This is a genomic window from Agathobaculum sp. Marseille-P7918 (genome assembly GCF_900625105.1).
Lineage (GTDB): Bacteria > Bacillota > Clostridia > Oscillospirales > Butyricicoccaceae > Agathobaculum.
Genome location: NZ_UYYD01000001.1, coordinates 125,589 through 146,320 on the forward strand (window position 1 = coordinate 125,589; position 20,732 = coordinate 146,320).

The 20,732-nt window shown below is 55.5% G+C and carries 15 protein-coding genes and 1 tRNA gene; 14 read left to right on the forward strand and 2 right to left on the reverse strand.

Annotated elements, in window-relative coordinates; translation table 11 throughout:
• The first annotated feature begins 119 nt into the window (after positions 1-119).
• Positions 120-731 (forward strand): CpXC domain-containing protein, encoded by a 612-nt coding sequence (locus EJL02_RS00555; protein WP_125114475.1) that lies wholly within the window; start codon positions 120-122, stop codon positions 729-731.
• A gap of 44 nt (positions 732-775) precedes the next feature.
• Here the strand turns inward: EJL02_RS00555 and EJL02_RS00560 are convergent, their stop codons facing one another.
• On the reverse strand, positions 776-1,627 hold the full coding sequence (locus EJL02_RS00560; RefSeq protein WP_125114476.1) for a putative manganese transporter: 852 nt from the start codon (positions 1,625-1,627) through the stop codon (positions 776-778).
• A 129-nt stretch (positions 1,628-1,756) separates the two neighbouring features.
• On the opposite strand from EJL02_RS00560, the gene EJL02_RS00565 reads away from it, so the two are divergent.
• From EJL02_RS00565 to EJL02_RS00575, 3 genes are all read left to right on the forward strand, one after another.
• Positions 1,757-3,367, forward strand: coding sequence for a DEAD/DEAH box helicase (locus tag EJL02_RS00565; protein WP_125114477.1), 1,611 nt, complete (start codon positions 1,757-1,759; stop codon positions 3,365-3,367).
• A gap of 60 nt (positions 3,368-3,427) precedes the next feature.
• Positions 3,428-4,609: a phosphodiester glycosidase family protein gene (locus EJL02_RS00570; protein WP_125114478.1), complete on the forward strand. Its 1,182-nt coding sequence runs from the start codon at positions 3,428-3,430 to the stop codon at positions 4,607-4,609.
• An 89-nt stretch (positions 4,610-4,698) separates the two neighbouring features.
• Positions 4,699-4,789 (forward strand) — tRNA-Ser (locus EJL02_RS00575).
• 88 nt (positions 4,790-4,877) lie between these two features.
• Here EJL02_RS00575 and EJL02_RS00580 read toward each other — a convergent pair.
• Positions 4,878-5,717, reverse strand: coding sequence for an aldo/keto reductase (locus tag EJL02_RS00580; protein ID WP_125114479.1), 840 nt, complete (start codon positions 5,715-5,717; stop codon positions 4,878-4,880).
• A gap of 146 nt (positions 5,718-5,863) precedes the next feature.
• Between EJL02_RS00580 and EJL02_RS00585 the strand changes: the two genes are divergently transcribed.
• The 10 genes from EJL02_RS00585 to mutL all read left to right on the forward strand — a co-directional run bounded on the left by EJL02_RS00585 (position 5,864) and on the right by mutL (position 20,722).
• Positions 5,864-7,339, forward strand: a complete 1,476-nt coding sequence (locus EJL02_RS00585; protein WP_164510214.1) for a DUF3794 domain-containing protein — start codon at positions 5,864-5,866, stop codon at positions 7,337-7,339.
• 14 nt (positions 7,340-7,353) lie between these two features.
• Positions 7,354-8,829: a stage IV sporulation protein A gene (gene spoIVA / locus EJL02_RS00590; RefSeq protein WP_125114481.1), complete on the forward strand. Its 1,476-nt coding sequence runs from the start codon at positions 7,354-7,356 to the stop codon at positions 8,827-8,829.
• A gap of 163 nt (positions 8,830-8,992) precedes the next feature.
• Positions 8,993-9,367 (forward strand): ArsR/SmtB family transcription factor, encoded by a 375-nt coding sequence (locus tag EJL02_RS00595; protein WP_243114366.1) that lies wholly within the window; start codon positions 8,993-8,995, stop codon positions 9,365-9,367.
• Between the two features lie 4 nt (positions 9,368-9,371).
• The gene (locus EJL02_RS00600) at positions 9,372-11,822 is read left to right on the forward strand and encodes a heavy metal translocating P-type ATPase (RefSeq protein ID WP_125114482.1); all 2,451 of its coding nucleotides are present in this window, start codon (positions 9,372-9,374) and stop codon (positions 11,820-11,822) included.
• Between the two features lie 108 nt (positions 11,823-11,930).
• Positions 11,931-13,754 carry a TIGR03960 family B12-binding radical SAM protein gene (locus tag EJL02_RS00605; protein WP_206426941.1) on the forward strand — a complete coding sequence of 608 codons (1,824 nt, stop codon included), beginning with the start codon at positions 11,931-11,933 and terminating at the stop codon, positions 13,752-13,754.
• The gene (locus tag EJL02_RS00610; protein WP_164510215.1) at positions 13,747-14,415 is read left to right on the forward strand and encodes a TIGR03936 family radical SAM-associated protein; all 669 of its coding nucleotides are present in this window, start codon (positions 13,747-13,749) and stop codon (positions 14,413-14,415) included. The genes EJL02_RS00605 and EJL02_RS00610 overlap by 8 nt, the downstream gene beginning before the upstream one ends.
• Positions 14,416-14,428: 13 nt before the next feature.
• The gene (gene miaB, locus EJL02_RS00615; RefSeq protein ID WP_125114485.1) at positions 14,429-15,823 is read left to right on the forward strand and encodes a tRNA (N6-isopentenyl adenosine(37)-C2)-methylthiotransferase MiaB; all 1,395 of its coding nucleotides are present in this window, start codon (positions 14,429-14,431) and stop codon (positions 15,821-15,823) included.
• Positions 15,824-15,838: 15 nt separating this feature from the next.
• Positions 15,839-18,433, forward strand: a complete 2,595-nt coding sequence (gene mutS / locus EJL02_RS00620) for a DNA mismatch repair protein MutS (protein WP_125114486.1) — start codon at positions 15,839-15,841, stop codon at positions 18,431-18,433.
• Between the two features lie 22 nt (positions 18,434-18,455).
• Positions 18,456-18,743: a hypothetical protein gene (locus EJL02_RS00625; protein WP_125114487.1), complete on the forward strand. Its 288-nt coding sequence runs from the start codon at positions 18,456-18,458 to the stop codon at positions 18,741-18,743.
• Between the two features lie 26 nt (positions 18,744-18,769).
• On the forward strand, positions 18,770-20,722 hold the full coding sequence (gene mutL / locus EJL02_RS00630; RefSeq protein WP_164510216.1) for a DNA mismatch repair endonuclease MutL: 1,953 nt from the start codon (positions 18,770-18,772) through the stop codon (positions 20,720-20,722).
• The last annotated feature ends 10 nt before the right edge of the window (positions 20,723-20,732 follow it).

Consider the following 20,732-nt stretch of genomic DNA (forward strand, 5'->3'; position numbering starts at 1 on the left):
CATGCGTTTTTCCTTTATAATATTTAAGAAACAGGATATGCTGCATCGCTTGCTTCGAGCGTTTAAAATATGGTATAATACATTGAATTGGGTATATACCGAGGAGGAAAACCAAAAACATGCTTATCACTTGTCCGCACTGTCAGGCCGAAACCGACCATAAGGTGCTTGATCATATCAATATTGACCGGAGCCCGGAACTCAGGGCACAGGTGCAGGATTTGTCCTGTTTCCGCGTCAAATGCCCCAATTGCGGCGAGACGGCGTTGGTGGTGCATCCCTGTCTGTATCACGATATGGCTAACCAGTTCATGGTCTGGCTGTGGCCGGAGGAAGGGGAAGCTCCCAAAGCGCAGTTTGATCCGCTGTCCGGGTACACGCTGCGCATTGTGGACAGCCTGAACGCATTCCGCGAAAAGATCAACATTCTGGAAAAGGGATTGGATGATCGCGCGGTGGAGATTATGAAGCTGCTGCTGTTTTCGCAGCTGACCCATGATCTGGACGTTGTGGAACTGCTGTTTCACGAGCTGGATGAGCGCACGGGCGATTTCCGTTTTGTGGCGGTGTTGTCTGACGGCGCAGAGCAGTATGCTGCCATGCCCGGTACGGTGTATCAGCGACTGCGGGAGGACGTGGAAACCTATCTGTATACACCCGGTGGTGATTTTTCCAAGATCGATATGGCGTGGGCGCACAGCGCGCTGGAGCTGCTGCACGAACTGGGATAAAAAAACGGCCTTCCCGTAAGGGAAGACCGTAGAGAGTCCTTGTATCAGCCGATCAACACCTGCACAAGCGTACCGCCGATCACGGCGACAGCAAAAGTAGCTGCAATGACGGGAAGCGCACGGCGACGGCCTTCTTTTTCTTCGAACAGCACGATGTAGCCGAAGCCTGCGCCGGTCGAAAGGCCGGCGATCAACGCGCCGAAGCTGATGGTGCCGCCGACAAACAGTTCGCTCAGCAGCACGCTCATCGCACAGCTGGGGATCAAACCCAGGATGGCGCACAGCAGCGGCTGGAAAATGCTGTCGGAAAGCAGAAGGGACGCCAACACCTCTTCACCGATGATATGAACGACCGTGTTGAGAATGAACAGAACGGCAAACAGGAAGAACGCGGTTTTCAGCGTATGCCAGACCACGCTCCAAACCGGGGAACCGGCGCTGCAGTCGCAGGCGGACATTTCAATTTCCAGTTCTTCGTCGCTGTTCGGGCGGTGGCTGCGGAATACGGTATAGCGCAGGATGTATCCACCGATGACGGCGATGGCAAACTTGATCACCAGCAGCCAGACCACTTGCGGTACACTGGCGCCGCCCGCCAGCATGACGGGAACGGCTTCATCCGAGGTAGCCAGAAAGACGGCAACCAAGGTGGCAGGCGCCAAATACCCGGCAGAGAAAAGCGCAGCCGCGGCGGCGGAAAAGCCGCACTGCGGGATGGTTCCGGCGAGCGCGCCGACAACCGGACCGAATTGCGCTGCGCGGGAAAGCAGTGCCGGTGTATTGGTCAGGCGGTTTTCGATATAATATAGAAGAGCATATACCACAAGTAAAAGCGGAATGGTCTTTAATACATCGAAAAACGCTTCCGGCAAAACATGAGATAGGATATCGAGCAAAAATTTCACCTCATAGCTATTTTCAGTTAAACGGAGACAACTGTAAAACAGTATAACACATGATTGTGCAATCGGGCAAGCGAGATTTGCTGAAATGCACCAGTTTTGAAAAGGAAACGAAGTACGGTTATGAAATTTAGTGATTTGAAGATTGAAAGAAGTATACTCAAGGCGCTGCGCGAGGCGGGGTATGAGGAACCGACGCCGATTCAGCAAAAGGCGATTCCGCCGGTGCTGGCGGGACACGATCTGATGGGCTGCGCACAGACCGGCACAGGCAAGACCTGTGCGTTTTCGGTGCCGATCATTCAGCGGCTGGATCGGGAAAGCGGAAAGGCCGGTACGATCCGCGCGCTGATCCTGACGCCGACGCGCGAACTGGCGCTGCAGATTTATGAAAATGTCTGCCAGTATGCGCGCTATACGCCGTGCACCGCAGCGGTTATTTTCGGCGGCGTGTCTCAGGTGCCGCAGGTGGAAGCGATCGCACGCGGCGCGGATATCCTGATCGCCACGCCCGGCCGCCTTTGGGACCTGATGGGACAGGGGATTGTCAAGCTCAATAAAGTGGAATGCTTTGTGCTCGATGAGGCGGACCGCATGCTGGATATGGGCTTTTTCCCTGATGTCAAGCGGATCATTAAGTATCTGCCGTCCAAGCGGCAGACCCTGCTGTTTTCCGCGACCATCCCGAATGAGATCGCCGCGTTGGCGGACAGCCTGCTGACCAATCCGGCGCGCATTTCGATCACGCCGTCGGCAAAGCCGGTGGAAAAGATCGAGCAGAAGGTTTTCCTGGTGGAAAAAGCGGAAAAGCGGGAACTGTTGGTTGACCTCATTCGTCAAAGCAATGTGCACCAGACTTTGGTGTTTACACGAACCAAACACGGTGCGGACCGCGTTGCCCGCGATCTGAACCGCGCAGGCATCAAGGCAAAGTCCATCCACGGCGACAAAAGCCAGAATCAGCGGCAGCGCGCACTGGAGGATTTTAAGGAATGTAAGATTGCTGTCCTTGTTGCGACCGACATCGCCGCACGCGGCATTGACATCAACGAATTGCCGCTGGTCATTAACTTTGATCTGCCCAATATTCCGGAAACCTATGTCCATCGTATCGGCCGGACGGGCCGCGCGGGACAGGAAGGTACTGCTATTTCTTTCTGCGATCAGTCCGAGCGTCCGTATTTGGCGGATATTGAAAAGCTGATCGGCAAGCGCATTCCGCTGGCAGGGGAAATCCCGCATGTGGAAAAAGAGAAAGAACACACAGGACGGGACAGCGGGCAGCGCAAGACCACCAACGTGCGTACGCGCCGCAAGCCGGTTTCGGAGAATGCTTCGGCGGAAGAGGTCGCGGCGGATGTGGCCAGAGAAAAGGCTGCAAAGCAGAAGGCGCGCAGAAATGCGGCGGCCAAGCGTCCGTCCCGCAAGGAAAAAGCAGCGGAGATTCAGAACGAGCAGCGTGCCAAGGCGTCTGCGCCCCGCGCGCGGAAAACGGGTGCGGCTTCGCGCGGAAGAGGCCGCCGCAATGATCCGTACGCGCGTTATGAAAAGAATGAGCCGCGTGTGGATGCACATACGCCTTCGCGCGCCTATGCGCTGAGCGAGGAAGCGGCAGCGCGCATTCGCAAAAAGGTGGAAGCCGGTCTCGCGGCACGCGCACAGAAAAAAGCAGCGGCTCCTGCGGAGCCAGCCAAAAAGCCTGCTGCACGTCGCAGACGCCGTCGCGCAAAATAAACAGAGTTAAAAACATCCTTTTGATAGAAAAATACGGAACGGGAAAAGGAGTAAACGACAATGAACGGCGCACGACACCGCTTTGCCCTTGGGCTCACCTGCTTTTTTATGATATGCCTGACCGTGGTTTACCCCTTTTTGCTGTATACTCCGAACGAGTTCATCACGCGGTGGCGGGAGTGGTATATCGAAACGGCGATGGGCACCATGACGCATCAATGGCTTGCCACCTGGTTCATTCCGGGCGATATCATTGAAGAAGTGATGACCAAGCGGTATTTGCTCAACCAGAAACAAGAAGGCGTGGTCAGCGCGTGGGGCAATGTAGATGATGAAGACCGCACTGCATCCACGCCGGAAGAGCAGTTTTATCAGACGTTTTCCGAGTTGGACCGGGATAGCTTTGAGGCTTTCCTCCGGGACAATCCGGATTACATAGCCAATGGGTATGAGCATATCAATATCGATTTGATTGGGGACGCGACGCAAAAGAATTACAACACCGGCATTGTGACCAAGCAGGGAGATACCGTTTTGGCCATCAACGCGGAACACGGCATCATGATCGCGGAAATTGTCGGCGAGGACTCTCTCGGTATGGAATATGCGGGCAAGATCGCGCTCTGCAAAAAACCGGAAAATATTTTTGTTGGGACTTGTGAAGGCCTGTTTTCCTATGGTTCTTATGTTTCGGACATGGTGCGTAAGTATGATGCGATCCTGGGTATCAATGCGTCGGGCTTTGCGGATTATGAAGGAAACGGTACCGGTGGCCTGCCGTACGGTTTCCTCAAGAGCGAAGGCGTGAAATTACAGAATGCCGTAGGGGACACCTGGAAAATCATCGGCTTTGACGAGGATGACCATTTGCAGATCGGCGCGTTCAACGATACTTCCAATCTGCGCGATGCGGTGGAGTTCCATCCGGCGCTCATCATCAACGGAGAAAATTTGGTTGCCGGCACCGGCTTGAATGAGCAGCAGCCGCGCACTGCGATCGGTCAGGCGGAGGACGGAACGGTCATGATGCTGGTCGTCGATGGTCGCCAGTTCCATTCTTTCGGTATTTCGATCGAAAAATGCGCGGATATTATGGAAAAATACGGCGCGTATCAGGCATCGATGCTGGATGGCGGTTCGTCCTCGGTCATGGTGTACAGCGGACGGGAAATCACCAGCCCGACCACCTTGTCCAAAAATCCGGAGGGACGATATCTGCCGGACGCATTTTTGGTGCGATAAAAAAGATAGCATTGAATTTGAAAAAAGGCTTGTTTTTCTTTGCTTTGCATGGTATAATAATCAAGCGCCTGTAAGACAGGCGCTGTCATGGAGAAGTATCGAAGTGGTCATAACGAGCTCGACTCGAAATCGAGTTGACGGTAACACGTCACGTGGGTTCGAATCCCACCTTCTCCGCCACAAAAACAGCACTTTATCTTATGATAAAGTGCTGTTTTTTATTTCATTTCTATATACGAAAAAGCGGGGCGTTGACGCCCCGCTTTTTTCATGAATCCGCTTTGGGATAGTCCGGATGCAGACCGGACCAGCCGAATTGCGGCAGAGTGAGAATGCGATCCATATCCTCATCCGAGATGCAGAAGTCGAAAACATCCAGATTTGCGGCCATCCGTTCCGGGGAAGAGGATTTTGGCAGCGGAAGCACGCCGCATTGCAGCGCGAACCGGACGCAAAGCTGTGCGACCGATTTGTGGTAGTTTGCCGCGATCTCAGCCAGACGCGCATCCTGCAGAACGCGCTGGCGGCCGAGTGGACTCCATGCTTCCGGCAAAATATTGTTTTTGCGGCAAAACTCTACCGTGTAGGTTTGCGGGTAACCGGGATGGAATTCGATCTGATTGACCATAGGCATGATGTCCGCGCTTTCCATCAGGTTTCTCAGATGATGCGGCAGGAAATTGCTCACGCCGATGGCGCGGACGCGTCCGGCGCGGTAAAGATCTTCGAGCGCACGCCAGGTATCGTGGTCCAGCTGCCGCCATTCGGCGGACAGATCATCCGTGCGGGGCCAATGGATCAGATACAGATCCAGATAGTCGGTATGAAGCTTTTGCAGTGAACGTTCAAATGCCGCCAGCGCGCCATCATATCCCATTTCGGTTTTCCACAGTTTGCTGGTCAAGAACAGTTCGCTGCGCGGCACATGGGAGGATTGGAGCGCGTCGCCGAGCGCCTGCTCCGTGCCGTAGAAGGAGGCGGTATCAAAATGCCGGTATCCGGCCTCAAGCGCAGCTGCCACAGTTCCGTCGTCCCGCTCGCTGGTGAGATAGGTGCCGAAGCCGACGGCCGGGATGACAACGCCATTTATTAAAGTAAAGTTGTCCATGCGGATCACATCCTTGTCTGTTTGGTATTCTCAGTATACCATGATCCCGTGTTCTTTGCATGAGGAATTGCTGGTACTTCTCATATTTTCTTTTGGGTGGACATATCGTTATACAGGAGCGCAGCGAAAAGGAGGAGACAGCATCAATGGAACTAAACCAAACAAGCATCCAATATTATGACAAGCGACTCGCGCGAATATCGACATGCAGCGAAACGGCAGATTCGATTGTACCAGACACGTTTCCGGATATCGGGAGGATTGTTTGCGCGTATGGCACCGCTGCGGTACGCGACCAATCGCCGCAGAGCGGCCGGCTGCTGGCTTCCGGCATGGTACAGGTTGTTGTTTTGTATGAGCCGGAAAAAGGGGATGGACTGCGCCGGCTGACGGTGCCGGTCAGTTTTGCGCACATTGAAGAGTGCGAGGGAATCGATGCGGAAACTGTAAACATCGTGGATTGCCGGGTGGCGACGGTCGATGTGGTTGCCGTCAACAGCCGCAAGGTAAATGTGAAGGTACAGCTTTGCTTTTCGATGGAAGGATATTGCCAAACTCAGTGTGAAATTACCGAGGGCACACAGGAAAAGCAGGTGCAACTGCTCAGTGAAATGCAGACGGTGACGCTGACCGAGCAGGCGCGCGCCTATCCGATCACAATTTTGGATGATGTCACCATGCAGGAAGCGGACGACGCAGCGCTTCTGCATGCCAAATGCATGTTGCGCACGTCCGAGTGCCGCGCCATGCGGGGAAAGATCGTCCTGAAAGGGGAAGCTGAGGTGCAGTGCCTTGTGCTGCAGGAAGACGATGCGGTGCGGGTGTTATCCAATACGACGCCGTTTACGCAGATCCTCGAGCTGCCGGAAGTGGAGGAGCAGGATACTGTCGCTGCACAGCTGGCGGTGCGGGAAATCGACTGCCGCTTGGAACAGGACGGTTTGCTTTCGTATACCGTATCGGTAACCGCGCTGATTACCGTCCGGCGCACCAGATCCCTGTGCTGCATCAAGGATCTCTATTTACCGGGACAGACGCTGCGGTTAAGTGAAGAAAAAACGCTCCTGCATTCCACGCCGCCCTGCGTACCGTTTACCGCCGATGCCACGGAAACACTGCCCACCGCGCAGCATGCGGCGCATATCGTGGCAGCGGAAGCGGTTTGCTGCGGCGCAAAACGCAGCAAAGAAGGCGAGATCCAGATGACGGCTGCCGTGCGCATCCTCTATTTGAGCGATGAGCAGCAGCTATATATGTTGGAACGGTTGGTGCCGCTTAGCATGTCGTGCATTGCGACGGGAGAAGTTTCGGATATCACACTGGCGGTGCGCGCATCGGCTGCCGGGGAAACCGGGATTTTGCTGAACATGACGGCGTCAGGCATGGCGTCAGCAGAAGAGCGGGTCGCATTTCGCCACATCAAATCGCTGGAAGCCGGAGAGGCACAGCAAAAAACGGCGGATGCAACGCTGCTGCTTCGCTACATTGAGCAGGAACAACAGTTATGGGAAATTGCCAAAGACTGCGGCACGACGATGGATGAGATCCGGCAGGCAAACGATCTTCCAGCGGATGCCACCTGTGTTTCCCATACGGTATTGCTGATACCGATTCAGGTATGAAAGGCGGGGGAATCTTGGATCATCAAATTTACAATCAGATCAGCGCGCGCACCGGCGGCGATATCTATATCGGTGTGGTGGGACCGGTGCGCACCGGTAAGTCAACGTTTATCAAGCGGTTTATGGAAACCATGGTGCTGCCCGGCATGGATAACGTGTATAAGCGGGAGCGGGCGCGCGATGAACTGCCGCAATCGGGCGCGGGCAAGACCATCATGACGGCGGAACCCAAATTCGTGCCGGAGGAAGCAGCGGAGATCGCCCTGCCGGACGGCGGTATGTGCCGCGTGCGTTTGGTGGATTGCGTTGGTTATCTGGTGGATGGTGCATTGGGCGGCATGGAGGACGATATGCCGCGCATGGTTTCCACGCCATGGCGCGAAGAGCCGATGACTCTGGCTGAAGCGGCGGAAACGGGTACACACAAAGTCATCGGCGAGCATTCCACAATCGGCCTTGTGGTGACGACCGACGGCAGCTTCACAGAGATCCCGCGGGAAAACTATGTTCCGGCGGAACAGCGCGTGATCGAAGAACTGCGGGCGTTGGGCAAACCGTTTTTGGTGTTGGTCAATTCCGCGGAACCGGATGGAGAGCGCGCCAAGGCGGTGTGCGAGACGCTACGCACCCAGTATCAGATCGAACCGCTTGCCGTCAACTGCATGGAACTGGATGAAAACGACATTGCGTTCATCATGCAGCGGGTTCTGTATGAGTTTCCAGTGTGTGAAATTGCCTTCGTTTTGCCACGGTACATCAGCGCCTTGCCGGCGCAGCATGCAGTCCGTCAAAGCATTTTCCAATCCGTTCGCACTTCGGCGCAGGGCGGAGAAAAAATGCGGGACATCCGCAGTATCTGCGAGAAGATCGGACAAAACGAATATGTCGGGCGCGTGGATATCGATCAGATGGCGTTGGGTAACGGAAAGGCCAGTATCCGGATCGAAATTCCGGAACGGGTGTTTTACGAGATCGTCGGCGATCAGACCAATATTCGTGTGCAGGACGCGGCAGATCTGATCTCTGTGCTCAGCGATTTCGCAGAGGTGAAAAAGAAATATGAACGGCTGCGCGGTGCGCTGGATCAGGTTTATCAGACCGGTTATGGCATTGTCATGCCGTCGGTGGATGAACTGACGCTGGAAGCGCCGGAAATTGTCCGACAGGGCGGCCGGTACGGTGTTCGCTTGCGTGCGTCGGCGCCGTCCATTCATCTCATGCGTGCCAACATCAAGGCAGAGGTCAATCCGATCGTAGGCACGGAAAAGCAGTCGGAGGAGCTGGTGCATTATCTGCTTAGCGAATTTGAGGAGCAGCCGGAAAAGATTTGGGATACAAATATTTTCGGCAAATCCCTCAATGAGCTGGTGCGGGAAGAGCTGTCTCACAAACTCAGCCGCATGCCGGATGATGCGCGGGGTAAAATCCGGGAAACACTGGAAAAAATCATCAACGAAAGCGCGGGCGGACTGATCTGCATCATTCTTTGACGCGTCAAGCGGGTATCCATGTGATACCCGCTTTTTTCTGCTGCAAAGCAAGCGGCAGCGCGGAAAAACTCCTGTTTGCCGCATTTTGATGTATTCTTGACAGGAGAGACATTCGATGATACTATAATTTAATAGATAATTGTGTGTTGCGGGAGGGATCCGGTTGGCTGATACGCGTATCAATGAGGAAGTGGAATGCTGCGAAGAGCATGTCATTCATACCGATGCCGTGTCGCATGCGCGTGCAGCTATGCCGGGGGATGAGATCACCTCTGCGGCTTCGGATTTTTTTAAGGCTTTTTCCGATAAAACGCGTTTGCGTATTTTGACTGCGCTGGTTGCAGACGAATTGTGCGTATGCGATATTGCCTCGCTGTTGGGGATGAGCCAGTCGGCGATCTCGCATCAGCTGCGGTTTTTGAAGCAGGCCCGTCTGGTGAAAAGCAGGAAAAGCGGAAAAACAGTGTATTATGCGCTTTGCGATGACCATATCCAAGTGATTTTAGCGCAGGGAATCGCACATGTGCAGGAGGGATAGATGAATGAGTGATATGAATAACCGCCTTGCGGGACAGCCGGAAGAGGATCAGCGGCTGGAACAAAACGGTTCGGTGACTGAGACGCCTGCTGCGGATTCGGCTGCTCCGGTGCAGGAAACCGAACTGCCTTCTCCGACGGAACTGCTCAATAATCTGTTGTCCGGTTTGGAAAACAGTGTGGCGCAAGCGCAGCCGGTGCAGGCTGAACAGCCGGAAGCCGTCACCGAAGAAACGACGGAAGAGCAGCCTTTGGAAGAGGCAGCGCCGCAAACCATGCCGGAGCAAACCGAAGAGGTGCCCTCGGCGGAAGCGGTACCCGAGCAGACTGCGGAGCAGGAAGGGGAACCGGAAGATACGGCCGAAGATGCTGCGTCTCAAGTAGTGCTCGAGACGGAACCGGCAGAGGCGGAAGAAGAGGACGAAACCGAACTGCCGCCGATTTCGGAAACGGCTTTGACGGTGAAGCCGAGCGGCGCGGATGAAACCGAAGGCATGACGCTGATTGAGCGTGCGCAATACCATGCGCGGATGCGCCGGCGTGAACAGACACGTCTGCGCCGTGAAAACGCCAAGCGGGGCGCTTCCGGCGGAGAAGTGCCGTATCAGGCGATGACACCGATGGATATGCGCTTTACGCTGGTTCGTTTGGCCATTGCTGCTATTTTCCTGATCTTTGGCGTTTTCCTGCGGCAGACCGGCGTCGGTGTCGTATTTTATCTGATCGCGTATTTGATTACGGTTTTGCCGATTCTGACGAAGGTTGCATATCATTTTACCCATGGCAAGTATTTTGACGAATATCTGCTGATTTTTATTGCATCGCTCGGCGCGTTTCTGCTGGGTAATCACGCGGAAGCCAGCGTAGTGCTGATTTTGCATGGGGTCGGCAAAATTGTCAGCGATTTGGTGCTCAGCTCCACCCATAAATCGCTCACGCAGCAGACGGATTTCATTCCGGACCGCGCATCTGTGGTCAATATGCAGGGCGAGGAGCGTCAGGTCGCTCCCAGTGAAATCAAAATCGGCGATTTCATTCTGGTTCGTTCGGGAGAGCGTATCCCGATCGACGGTGTTGTCCTTCGTGGCGAAGGCACGGTGGATGACACGGTTCTGACCGGTGAAAATGAACCGGTTCCGGTTGTCAAAAACGCAAAGGTGCTGGCCGGCAGCCTGTATAACGGCTCGCTGCTGCTGCTTCGTGCAGCAGCCCGGTTTGATGACTGTGCGGTAAATCAGATCCTGCGCGTGCAGGAAGAAGGCAAAGATCGAAAAGCAGCGCTGGAGAACAGTGTAGTGCAGGGCGCGGCGCGCGTGATTCCGGTGATCATTGTGCTGGCGGTGCTGTTGTCTGTGATCCCGCCGCTGTTTAATTCCGGTACGTCGATGTCCAACTGGGTGTATCGCGCGCTGACCATTTTGGTGGTTTGCTGCCCGACCGCACTGATGATTTCGGTACCGCTGTGCTTCCTGTGCGGCGGCGGACGATTGATGCAAAAGGGTATCCATGTCAAGGGCAGTGAGGCCATTGAGAAAATGGCAGAACTGCGCATGGTGGTGTTTGACAAGACGGGTACGCTGACCGAAGGCAATCTGCGCGTCAAGGAAATTCATGGCACGCAGGACTTCAATCAGGAGAGCTGCCTTGCATTGGCGGCGGCTGCCGAGCAGCTGTCTCAGCATCCGGTTGCCCGTGCGGTGGTTGCGGCCTATCAGGGCGTGCCCCAGAAGATCAGCGAGTTTGAAGAGTTCCCCGGCCGCGGCGTGCGGGCAAGAATTGGAAACCGCAATCTGCTGGCCGGTAACCGCAGGTTGATGATCTCCCGTGGTGTGAAGGGCGTACCGGATATCCGCGGCACGGTGGTATATGTCGCGTACGAAGGCGATTATGCAGGTGCGATCGTGCTGGAAGATACCGTTCGCGCGGAAGCGTCGGACGCGATCAAGGAACTGAAAAATCAGGGCGTTCTGCGCACGGTCATCCTGACTGGTGATACCGAGTTGCCCACGCATCAGGCGGCGGAAGCCATCGGCATCGATACGGTGCATTTCGGCTTGCAGCCGGAAGAGAAGGCATCCAAAATGGAATTCCTGATGCGCACCATTCCGACAGACGGTACGGCAGCTTATGTTGGCGACGGCGTCAATGACATCGAAGAACTCAAAATGGCGGATGTCGGTGTCGCAATGGGTGTCGCTGGTTCGCAGCAGTCGGCGTCGGCGACCAATGTGCTCGTGATGAGCAATGATCTGACGCGTCTGAGCGATACGTTGCGGATTTGCCGCCGGACGCACAGCATTGCGCTGCAGAACATGGTTGTTGTGATCTTGATCAAAATCGTTTTGGCGCTGCTGACGTTGGTGGGCGTTGCCTATATGTGGCAGGCCGTTGCGGCAGATGTCTTGCTCACGGTGCTGACCGTTTTGAATGCAGCCCGTATTTTAGGCATTAAGTAAATATAGGAAAAGGGGCCATGCCGGCGCAAGTCGGTATGGCCTTCTTGCACCTTTTATGCTATAATAACTTTGTATTTTGCTTTGGAGGAAAACGACTTGCATAAGAAAATGGAAGCGATCCTGTCCCGCGTGCAGAAGCCGGCGCGCTATGTCGGCGGAGAGTGGGGTTCAGTGACAAAAGATAAGGCAGAAGTCGACTTGCGCTTCGCTTTTTGTTTCCCGGATACCTATGAGGTTGCCATGTCGCATCTTGGTTCCCGTATTCTGTATGGTCTGCTCAACGACCAAAAGGGAATCTGGTGCGAGCGCGTTTGCGCGCCTTGGATCGATATGGAAGCCGAAATGCGCGCCGCCGGCATTCCACTGTACGGTTTGGAAAGCGGCGACCCGCTCTATGATTTTGATATCATTGCATTTACCCTGCAATATGAGCTTTCTTTCTCGAATATTCTGAACATGCTTGATCTCGGCGGTGTCCCGGTGCTGGCGAAGGACCGCACGGAGCTCAAGCACATTGTCGCCTGCGGCGGACCATGCGCGTATAACCCTGAGCCGCTTTGCGACTTTGTCGATCTGTTTATGATCGGCGACGGCGAGGAGATCATGCTCGAGTTTACCGACCTGTACCGCAAGGCAAAGCGGGAAAACTGGAGCAAGCAAGAGTTTTTGATCGCGGCCGCTCAGATCGAGGGCATGTATGTGCCGTCGCTTTACGAGGTTAGCTATCATGAGGACGGAACGATCGATCAAGTGACGCCGACGCACGGCGCGCCCGCCATGGTACAAAAGCGCATTGTCAAGGATTTGGATACCATGTATTATCCGGAATCCTTTGTTGTACCGTCTACCGACATCGTATTCGACCGCGCGATGATCGAGCTGTTTCGCGGCTGTCCGCGTGGCTGCCGGTTCTGTCAGGCGGGACACACCTATCGTCCGCTGCGCACCAAATCCAAGGAGACGCTGCTTCGGCAGGCGAAAGCGGTGCTGAAAAAATCGGGCTATGAGGAAATCTCGCTTTCCTCTCTGTCCACCAGCGACTATGGCGATCTGTCCGGCTTGACCGAGTGCATGCTTGACTACTGCGAGCCGCGTCACATCAGCCTGTCGCTGCCCAGCCTGCGTGCAGACAGCTTCAGCGCCGAACTGATGCAGCGCGTGCAGAAAACGCGCAAGAGCGGTCTGACCTTTGCCTGCGAAGCGGGCACGCAGCGCCTGCGCGACGTCATCAACAAGAATATCCGTGAAGAGGACGTGCTGCACGCGTGTGAAATCGCGTTCCAGGGCGGTTGGAACAATGTAAAGCTGTATTTCATGATCGGCCTGCCGACCGAAACGACCGAAGATCTGGACGGCATTGCGGAGATCTGCAAAAAGGTGGCCTACTGCTGGCGCATGAACACCAACAACCGCGCGCGCGGCGTGCGCATCACGGCGTCGGCATCCTGCTTTGTGCCCAAGCCGCAGACCCCGTTCCAGTGGGACGCGCAGGACACGCTCGAGCAGTTTGTTGAAAAGCAGGCGCACATGAAGGAGATCATGCGCACGCGCAATGTGACGTATAACTGGCACGACGCCAAAACCTCGGTGCTGGAGGGGGTCATTGCCCGCGGCGACCGCCGTCAGGGCGCAGCGATCTATCTGGCATGGCAGCGCGGCTGCAAGATGGATGGTTGGGACCAGTGCTTTGACTTTGATAAGTGGATGCAGGCGTTTGCCGACTGCGGTCTTGATCCTGCGTTTTACGCGTCCCGTCAGCGTCCGCTGGATGAAGTGTTCCCGTGGGATCACATCGGCTGCGGCACGCGCAAAGAGCATTTGAAGCGGGAATGGGAGCGCTCGCGTGAAGCGGCCATCACGCCCGACTGCATGCATCAGTGTGCCGGCTGCGGCGCAAATGCGCTGCTGGAAGGGGGCAAGTGTCATGTTTAAGGCGCGGATGAAGTTTGCCAAAGAGGGGAGAGCCAAGTATATCTCCCACCTCGACTTGATGCATACCATGCAGCGCGCGATGGCACGCTGCCAGATGCCGCTCTGGTTTACCGAGGGATTTAACCAGCATGCGTATGTGTCGGTCGCTCTGCCGCTTTCGACCGGATATTCGGGCGAATGTGAGTTTTTGGACTTTAATATCATCGCGGATGCTGTGCCGGAAAACGCGGTCGAGGCGCTCAATGATGTATTCCCGGAAGGGCTGCGCGCGATCGAGATTTATCCGCTGGAGGACGGCGGCATGAAGGTCGGCGCGATCGCATGGTCGCAGTACCGCATTACCTGGGGCTTTGAGGACGGAATCCCGTCCGGCTTTTTGCCCGCGGTGCGCGAACTGTTTGGACGGCAGAAAGTCGAGATCGTAAAGCGCAGCAAGCGCGGCGAAAAGACGGTCAATATGAAGGAACTGATGCGCGATCTGACCATCAACGAGCAGGATGGGGAGATCGTGGCAGTCGTGACGACGGCTGCCGGCAATAACAATATGAGCCCGGAATACCTGACCCGTGCCATTCGCCAATATCTGCCGCAGTTTGAAATCCCATTCTGCGCCTATCACCGTCTGAATGTGTTCACGGCAGACGGCACTCCATTCCGATAAGAGGAGGCACAAGATGCCTGTTACCGTTTCTCAAGAACAACTGCAAAGTCAGTTCACTTATATCGACGCAGTCGCCGCGCTGATCCGCGGTAAACAGCTGCGCGCTTATACCCACACCTTTGGCTGCCAGCAGAACGAAGCGGATACCGAACGCATCCGCGGCATGCTGCATGAGATGGGATACACCATGACCGACAAGCCGGAAGACGCGGATTTTATCCTGTTCAATACCTGTGCGGTGCGTGAGCACGCGGAGGACCGTGCGTTTGGCAATATCGGCGCGCTCAGCCATTTGAAAAAACAGCGTCCCGACGTGGTGATTGCGCTGTGCGGCTGTATGGCGCAGCAGGAGAAAAACGTCGAAAAAATCAAGAAAAGTTATCCGCAGGTTAGCCTTCTGTTTGGAACGCATGCGCTGTGGCGTTTTCCGTCGCTTCTGTATCGGGCGCTGACCGAGAAAAAACGGGTGTTTGACATCGGCGGTGAGGATGATATTGCCGAAGGTCTGCCGGTGCTGCGTGCGCAGGGCCCGAAGGCGTGGCTGTCAATCATGTATGGCTGCAACAACTTCTGCACTTACTGCATTGTGCCCTATGTGCGCGGACGCGAGCGCAGCCGCCGGCCGGAGGAGATTGAAAAAGAGCTGCGTGAGCTGGTGGCAGCAGGCTATAAGGAGATTACGCTGCTGGGCCAGAATGTCAATTCCTACGGCAAGGATCTGGGATTGGATATCGACTTTGCTGACCTGCTGCGGCGGCTCAATGCCGTGCCGGGCGACTTCTGGCTGCGGTTTATGACCAGCCACCCGAAGGACGCGTCGCCCCGTCTGTTTGACGCGATGGCCGAGTGTGACAAGGTGGCCAAACAGCTGCATCTGCCGTTCCAGTCGGGCAGCGACGAGATCCTGCGCCGCATGAACCGTCGGTACACAGCGGAAGAATACCGCGCGTTGATTGCGGATGCACGGGCAAAAATGCCGGATATTACGCTGTCGAGTGATATCATTGTCGGTTTCCCGGGGGAAAACGAGGAGGATTTCCAGCAAACGCTGCGTCTGGTGAAAGACGTCCGTTTTGATCTGCTGTTTACGTTCCTGTATTCGCCCCGTACCGGGACGCCGGCAGCTTCCTACGAGGATAACGCCACTTCGCAGGAAAAGCAGGACCGCTTTGAACGGCTACTCAAAGCACAGGATGAGATCGTCGCTGAGCGGCAGGCAGCATATCAGGGGAAAACGCTTCGCCTGCTGGTAGACGGCACGGCAAAGGGGCCAGAATACCCGTTTACTGCGCGCACGGAGGGTAATCTGCTGGTATGCGTGCGCGGTGAGAATATCCAAATTGGTCAGTTCATCGAAGCAAAGATTGAAAAGACCAGCCTGCGCTGTCTGTTTGCGCAGAAATTGTAGAAAGAGGTAGAATCAATGGCAGAACTCACGCCCATGATGAAACAGTATTTTGAAATCAAAAACAAAAACAAGGATTATATCCTGTTTTATCGTCTGGGCGATTTCTATGAAATGTTCTATGAGGATGCCAAGCTGGCCTCCCGTGAACTCGAGCTGACGCTGACCGGCCGTGACTGCGGACAGGAAGAACGCGCGCCCATGTGCGGCGTGCCGTATCACAGTGCGGAAGGATATATTGCAAAGCTGGTGCGCAAGGGGTATAAAATTGCCATCTGCGAACAGGTGGAAGATCCCAAGCTGGCCAAAGGGCTGGTGAAACGAGAGATCGTCCGCCGTGTCACGCCCGGCACGGTTGTGGAAGCCTCTATGCTGGACGAGGGACGCAATAACTTCCTCGGCTGTGTTTACGCGGAGCAGGGCGGCATCGGCGTGAGCTTTGCCGATATCACCACTGGTGAGGTCTGGGCGACCGGTTCGGATAACTGGCAGGATATTGCCAGTGAACTGGGACGGTTTGGCCCGCGCGAGGTGTTGGTCGGCGGTGTGGCCGCGTCTGCAGAAGCTTTTCTGACGTTTTTGAAAGATCGGCTGGAGGCCCTTGTCGAGCCCATGGCGGAGGAGAGCTTTGAAACGCAGCATGCCGCGGAACGGATCCGCTCGCATTTTCAGGTGGAGGATTTCGATGCTGCGGGTCTGACCGATCTGCCGCAGACGATTCAATGTCTGGGCGGATTGCTCGAATATCTGGAACAGACCCAGCAGGCAAGTCTTGCGGCGCTCAATCATTTGCAGGTCTATCATCAGGGACAGTACATGGAGCTCGATCTGATTGCACGCCGCAATCTTGAGCTGTGCGAGACCATGCGAACCAAAGAGAAAAAGGGTACGCTGCTTTGGGTGCTCGACCGCACCAAAACCGCGATGGGTTCGCGGCTGATTCGCCAGTGGCTGGAGAAGCCGCTGTATAATCCGCTGCACATTGTTCGCCGCCAGCAGGCGGTAGGGGCGTTGTGTGATGATGTGATCGCACGAACCGCGCTGTCCGACGCCATGAAAAAGGTGTTTGATATCGAGCGCTTGATCGGGCGCGTCACCTACGGCACGGCCAATGGCCGTGATCTGCACGCGCTTTCGTCGGCGATCGCCTGCCTGCCGGAAATCCGAGAGCAGGCGGCGCAGTTTTCTCAGCCCATGCTACGGGAGATCACGCAGAATATGGATTTGCTGGAAGATATCCATGCGCTGGTGGAACTGGCCATTGTGGATGAGCCGCCCATTCTGCTGCGCGAAGGCGGTTTGATTCGGACCGGCTATAACGAGGAAATTGATTATCTGCGCGATCTGGCATCCGGCGGTAAAGGCAAAATCGCCGCGATCGAGCAGACCGAGCGCGAAAAAACCGGCATTAGCAAGCTGAAAATTGGATACAACCGTGTGTTTGGATATTACATTGAAGTCAGCAAATCCAATGTGGATGCCGTGCCGGATTACTATATCCGCAAACAGACGCTTGCCAACGGCGAGCGGTACATTACAGAAGAGCTCAAACAGCTGGAAAGCACGGTGCTTGGCGCGCAGGAGCGGCTGACGACGCTGGAATACGAGGTGTTTGTATCGGTTCGCGATCAGATCGCGGAGCAGGTACACCGCGTGCAGAAAACTGCACAGGCGGTCGCGGCGCTCGATGTTCTGTGTGCGCTGGCAGAAGTTGCATGCGATAATAATTACACCTGCCCGGTCGTTGATTTCTCCGACAAGATTGAGATTCATGACGGCCGCCATCCGGTTGTCGAGAAAATGTTGGCGGACAGCCTGTTTATCCCGAATGATACGCTTTTGGACAGCGGCGAAAACCGTGTGGCGATCATCACGGGTCCCAATATGGCAGGTAAGTCCACTTATATGCGGCAAGTGGCACTCATCACGATCATGGCGCAGATCGGCTCGTTTGTGCCGGCGTCCTCTGCCCATATCGGCGTTGCCGACCGGGTGTTTACCCGTGTAGGTGCGTCGGATGATCTGGCAAGCGGCCAGTCCACTTTTATGGTGGAGATGAGCGAAGTTGCGGACATTCTCAAGCACGCCACCAAGTCCAGCCTGCTGATTCTGGACGAGATTGGCCGCGGCACCTCGACGTACGACGGTATGTCGATTGCCCGCGCGGTCATTGAATACGTCGCGGACAAGCGGAAGGTAGGTGCGCGCGCGCTGTTTGCCACGCATTATCACGAGCTGACCGTGTTGGAAGAAATGGTCAAGGGAGTCAAGAATTATAACATTGCGGTCAAAAAGCGCGGCGACGATATCACGTTCCTGCGCAAGATCGTACGCGGCGGCGCGGATGACAGCTACGGCATCGAGGTGGCGAAGCTCGCAGGCATTCCCAATGCGGTCATCAAGCGAGCTAAAGCTGTGCTGGCTGATTTGGAGTCAACGATGCCCAAACCAGAACTGCACGAGCTGTCTGACGCCGAGGACGAAGGCCCGCAGATCACGATGGAAACACTGGCGGACAGCGCGGTCGCGCAGCGTCTGCGTGCGCTGCAGGTGGATACCATGACGCCGATCGAAGCGCTCAACGCCCTATATGAACTGAAAAAACTGCTCTGATGACGCTGGGAGGCGGATGGATATGACCGAGCGAAACTGTTTGCAATGCGGCGTGCCGCTGGAGCCAATCGTTTGCAGCACGATCCAGCTTGGCAAAACCAGCTGGATTTTTGGCGATCTGCCGAATCTGATATCCGGTGGGCTGGATGTGATGATTATGTCCTGCCCGCAGTGCGGCCGGATCGAGCTGTTTCAGCCTACCGATGAGGACCGCCATTTGACGCAGTCCAAAGTTACTTGTCCCAAATGCGGCAAGCAGTCCGTGCTCGGTACACGGCGCTGCCCGGACTGTGGGCATACTTTTTACTGAGAATCCCAAGTGGAAAGGACACTGGAATGGCAGTTATCCATGAATTATCTCCGCATCTGGCGGATTTGATTGCAGCCGGCGAGGTTGTGGAGCGACCTGCTTCGGTTGCAAAAGAGCTGGTCGAAAACGCGATCGACGCGGGTTCGACCCGTATTACCGTGGAAATTGAAAACGGTGGAATCACTTATCTGCGCATTGCGGATAACGGCTGCGGCATGTCTGCGGAAGACGCGCCGGTGGCGTTTCGACGTCACGCGACCAGTAAGCTGCGCACGGAGGCGGATCTGGCGGCAATCGGAACGCTGGGCTTTCGAGGAGAAGCACTGGCGGCAATTTCTTCGGTCACCCGCATCGATCTGTTTACAAGGCAGAAAGGCGCGATCGCGGGCCTGCATCTGCACCTGGAAGCGGGGGAGATCCTGACCCAGGAGGAAGCCGGTTGCCCGGAGGGCACCACCATCGTGGTGCGGGATTTGTTTTACAACACGCCTGCGCGCATGAAGTTTTTGAAGAAAGATTTTACCGAAGCGGGTTACATTTTAGGCGTTGTGCAGCATGCAGCGCTTTCGCATCCCGAAATCGCCTTTTGCCTGATCCGTGACGGCAAGCAGGTGTTTTCCACCGATGGCAAAGGCAAACTGATGGCGCCTGTGTTTGCGGTATTCGGCAAAGAAATGACGGCCAACATGATCGAAGTGCCGCGCTCTGAGCGAAACGGCATGACGGTTTACGGATACATTGTCAAGCCGCACGCCGGGCGGCCCAACCGCTCCATGCAGCACTTTTTTGTCAACGGCCGATATGTGAAAAGCCGCCTGATGCAAGCGGCGCTGGAGGAAGCCTATCGCAACGCCATTATCACGGGGAAATACCCGTCCGGCGCGGTATTCCTGGAAATGCCGCTTTCTGCGGTGGATGTCAATGTACATCCGGCCAAAACTGAGGTCAAATTTTCGCAGGAAAAGCCTGTGTTTGAAGCGGTATATGTTGCCTGCAAGAACGCCATCGCGGCAAACGACAATATACCGCGTTTGGCGCACCAGGAGAAGGCTTCGGCGGAGGAAAAACCGAAGGAAAGTGTTCCTGTGTATACGCAGCAGCGCTTTGCGGTGCCCAAACCGACGTCCCTCCCATCTTCCGGCAAGACGTTGGATCCGCCGGATCTGGAAGATTTTCTGGTTGCTGTGCCGCCGCGTGCCAAAAAGCCCGTACATACAGGCACCGTGCTTTCATCACCGCGCATTTTGCAGGATCGGCCAACCGAATTCGTGCAGGACCACTCGTTTGTAAGTTCGCCGCGCGCAGTTGAGGAGCCTGTGTCTGCCGTGCCTGAAAACGTTTCTGTATCGCGCAGTCCGGCAGAACCGATCGAAGAACAGGTGTCGGAACACGAGGTACTGGAACCGATCGACAGCGGTGCGCGGGTGATCGGGGAATGCTTCCAGACCTATTTGATCGCGGAAGATCAGGACGGCCTGATCCTGATCGATAAGCATGCGGCGCATGAGCGACTGTTGTTTAACAAATTGCGCAAGGAAACCCAGATGCCGCAGCAGGAATTGCTGACGCCTGTTGTCGTGGAACTGACCGGGGAAGAGGCGGCTGCGGTGCAGGCTGGTTTGGAGGAAATCCGGCAGGCTGGTTTTGTGATTGATGCGTTCGGGGAAAACAGCTTTGCGGTGCGCAGTGTGCCGGCCTATCTGGACAGCGCTGATGTCCCGGCCGTTATCGGAGAGCTGGCGGAAAAGCTGATGAACAGCCGCATAGCGGTGCCGGACCGGCTGGACGATCTGATCCATACGGTTGCCTGTAAGGCGGCAATCAAGGCAGGAAAATCCTCCAGTCTGACTGAATTGCAGGATCTGTGCGACCGAGTATTGGCGGACGACGATGTGCGGTCTTGTCCGCATGGACGGCCGACCACGGTACGGCTGACCAAATACGAGCTGGATAAAATGTTTAAGCGAGTCAATCAATGAGGAGAACAGA

Excerpts from the sequence above, each read along its gene's own strand:
- EJL02_RS00605 (WP_206426941.1), top strand. The coding sequence starts at position 11,931 with ATGGAAGCGATCCTGTCCCGCGTGCAGAAGCCGGCGCGCTATGTCGGC.
- mutL (WP_164510216.1), top strand. The coding sequence starts at position 18,770 with ATGGCAGTTATCCATGAATTATCTCCGCATCTGGCGGATTTGATTGCA.
- EJL02_RS00555 (WP_125114475.1), top strand. The coding sequence starts at position 120 with ATGCTTATCACTTGTCCGCACTGTCAGGCCGAAACCGACCATAAGGTG.
- EJL02_RS00565 (WP_125114477.1), top strand. The coding sequence starts at position 1,757 with ATGAAATTTAGTGATTTGAAGATTGAAAGAAGTATACTCAAGGCGCTG.
- mutS (WP_125114486.1), top strand. The coding sequence starts at position 15,839 with ATGGCAGAACTCACGCCCATGATGAAACAGTATTTTGAAATCAAAAAC.
- EJL02_RS00585 (WP_164510214.1), top strand. The coding sequence starts at position 5,864 with ATGGAACTAAACCAAACAAGCATCCAATATTATGACAAGCGACTCGCG.
- EJL02_RS00600 (WP_125114482.1), top strand. The coding sequence starts at position 9,372 with ATGAGTGATATGAATAACCGCCTTGCGGGACAGCCGGAAGAGGATCAG.
- EJL02_RS00570 (WP_125114478.1), top strand. The coding sequence starts at position 3,428 with ATGAACGGCGCACGACACCGCTTTGCCCTTGGGCTCACCTGCTTTTTT.
- EJL02_RS00625 (WP_125114487.1), top strand. The coding sequence starts at position 18,456 with ATGACCGAGCGAAACTGTTTGCAATGCGGCGTGCCGCTGGAGCCAATC.
- EJL02_RS00580 (WP_125114479.1), bottom strand. The coding sequence starts at position 5,717 with ATGGACAACTTTACTTTAATAAATGGCGTTGTCATCCCGGCCGTCGGC.
- EJL02_RS00610 (WP_164510215.1), top strand. The coding sequence starts at position 13,747 with ATGTTTAAGGCGCGGATGAAGTTTGCCAAAGAGGGGAGAGCCAAGTAT.
- miaB (WP_125114485.1), top strand. The coding sequence starts at position 14,429 with ATGCCTGTTACCGTTTCTCAAGAACAACTGCAAAGTCAGTTCACTTAT.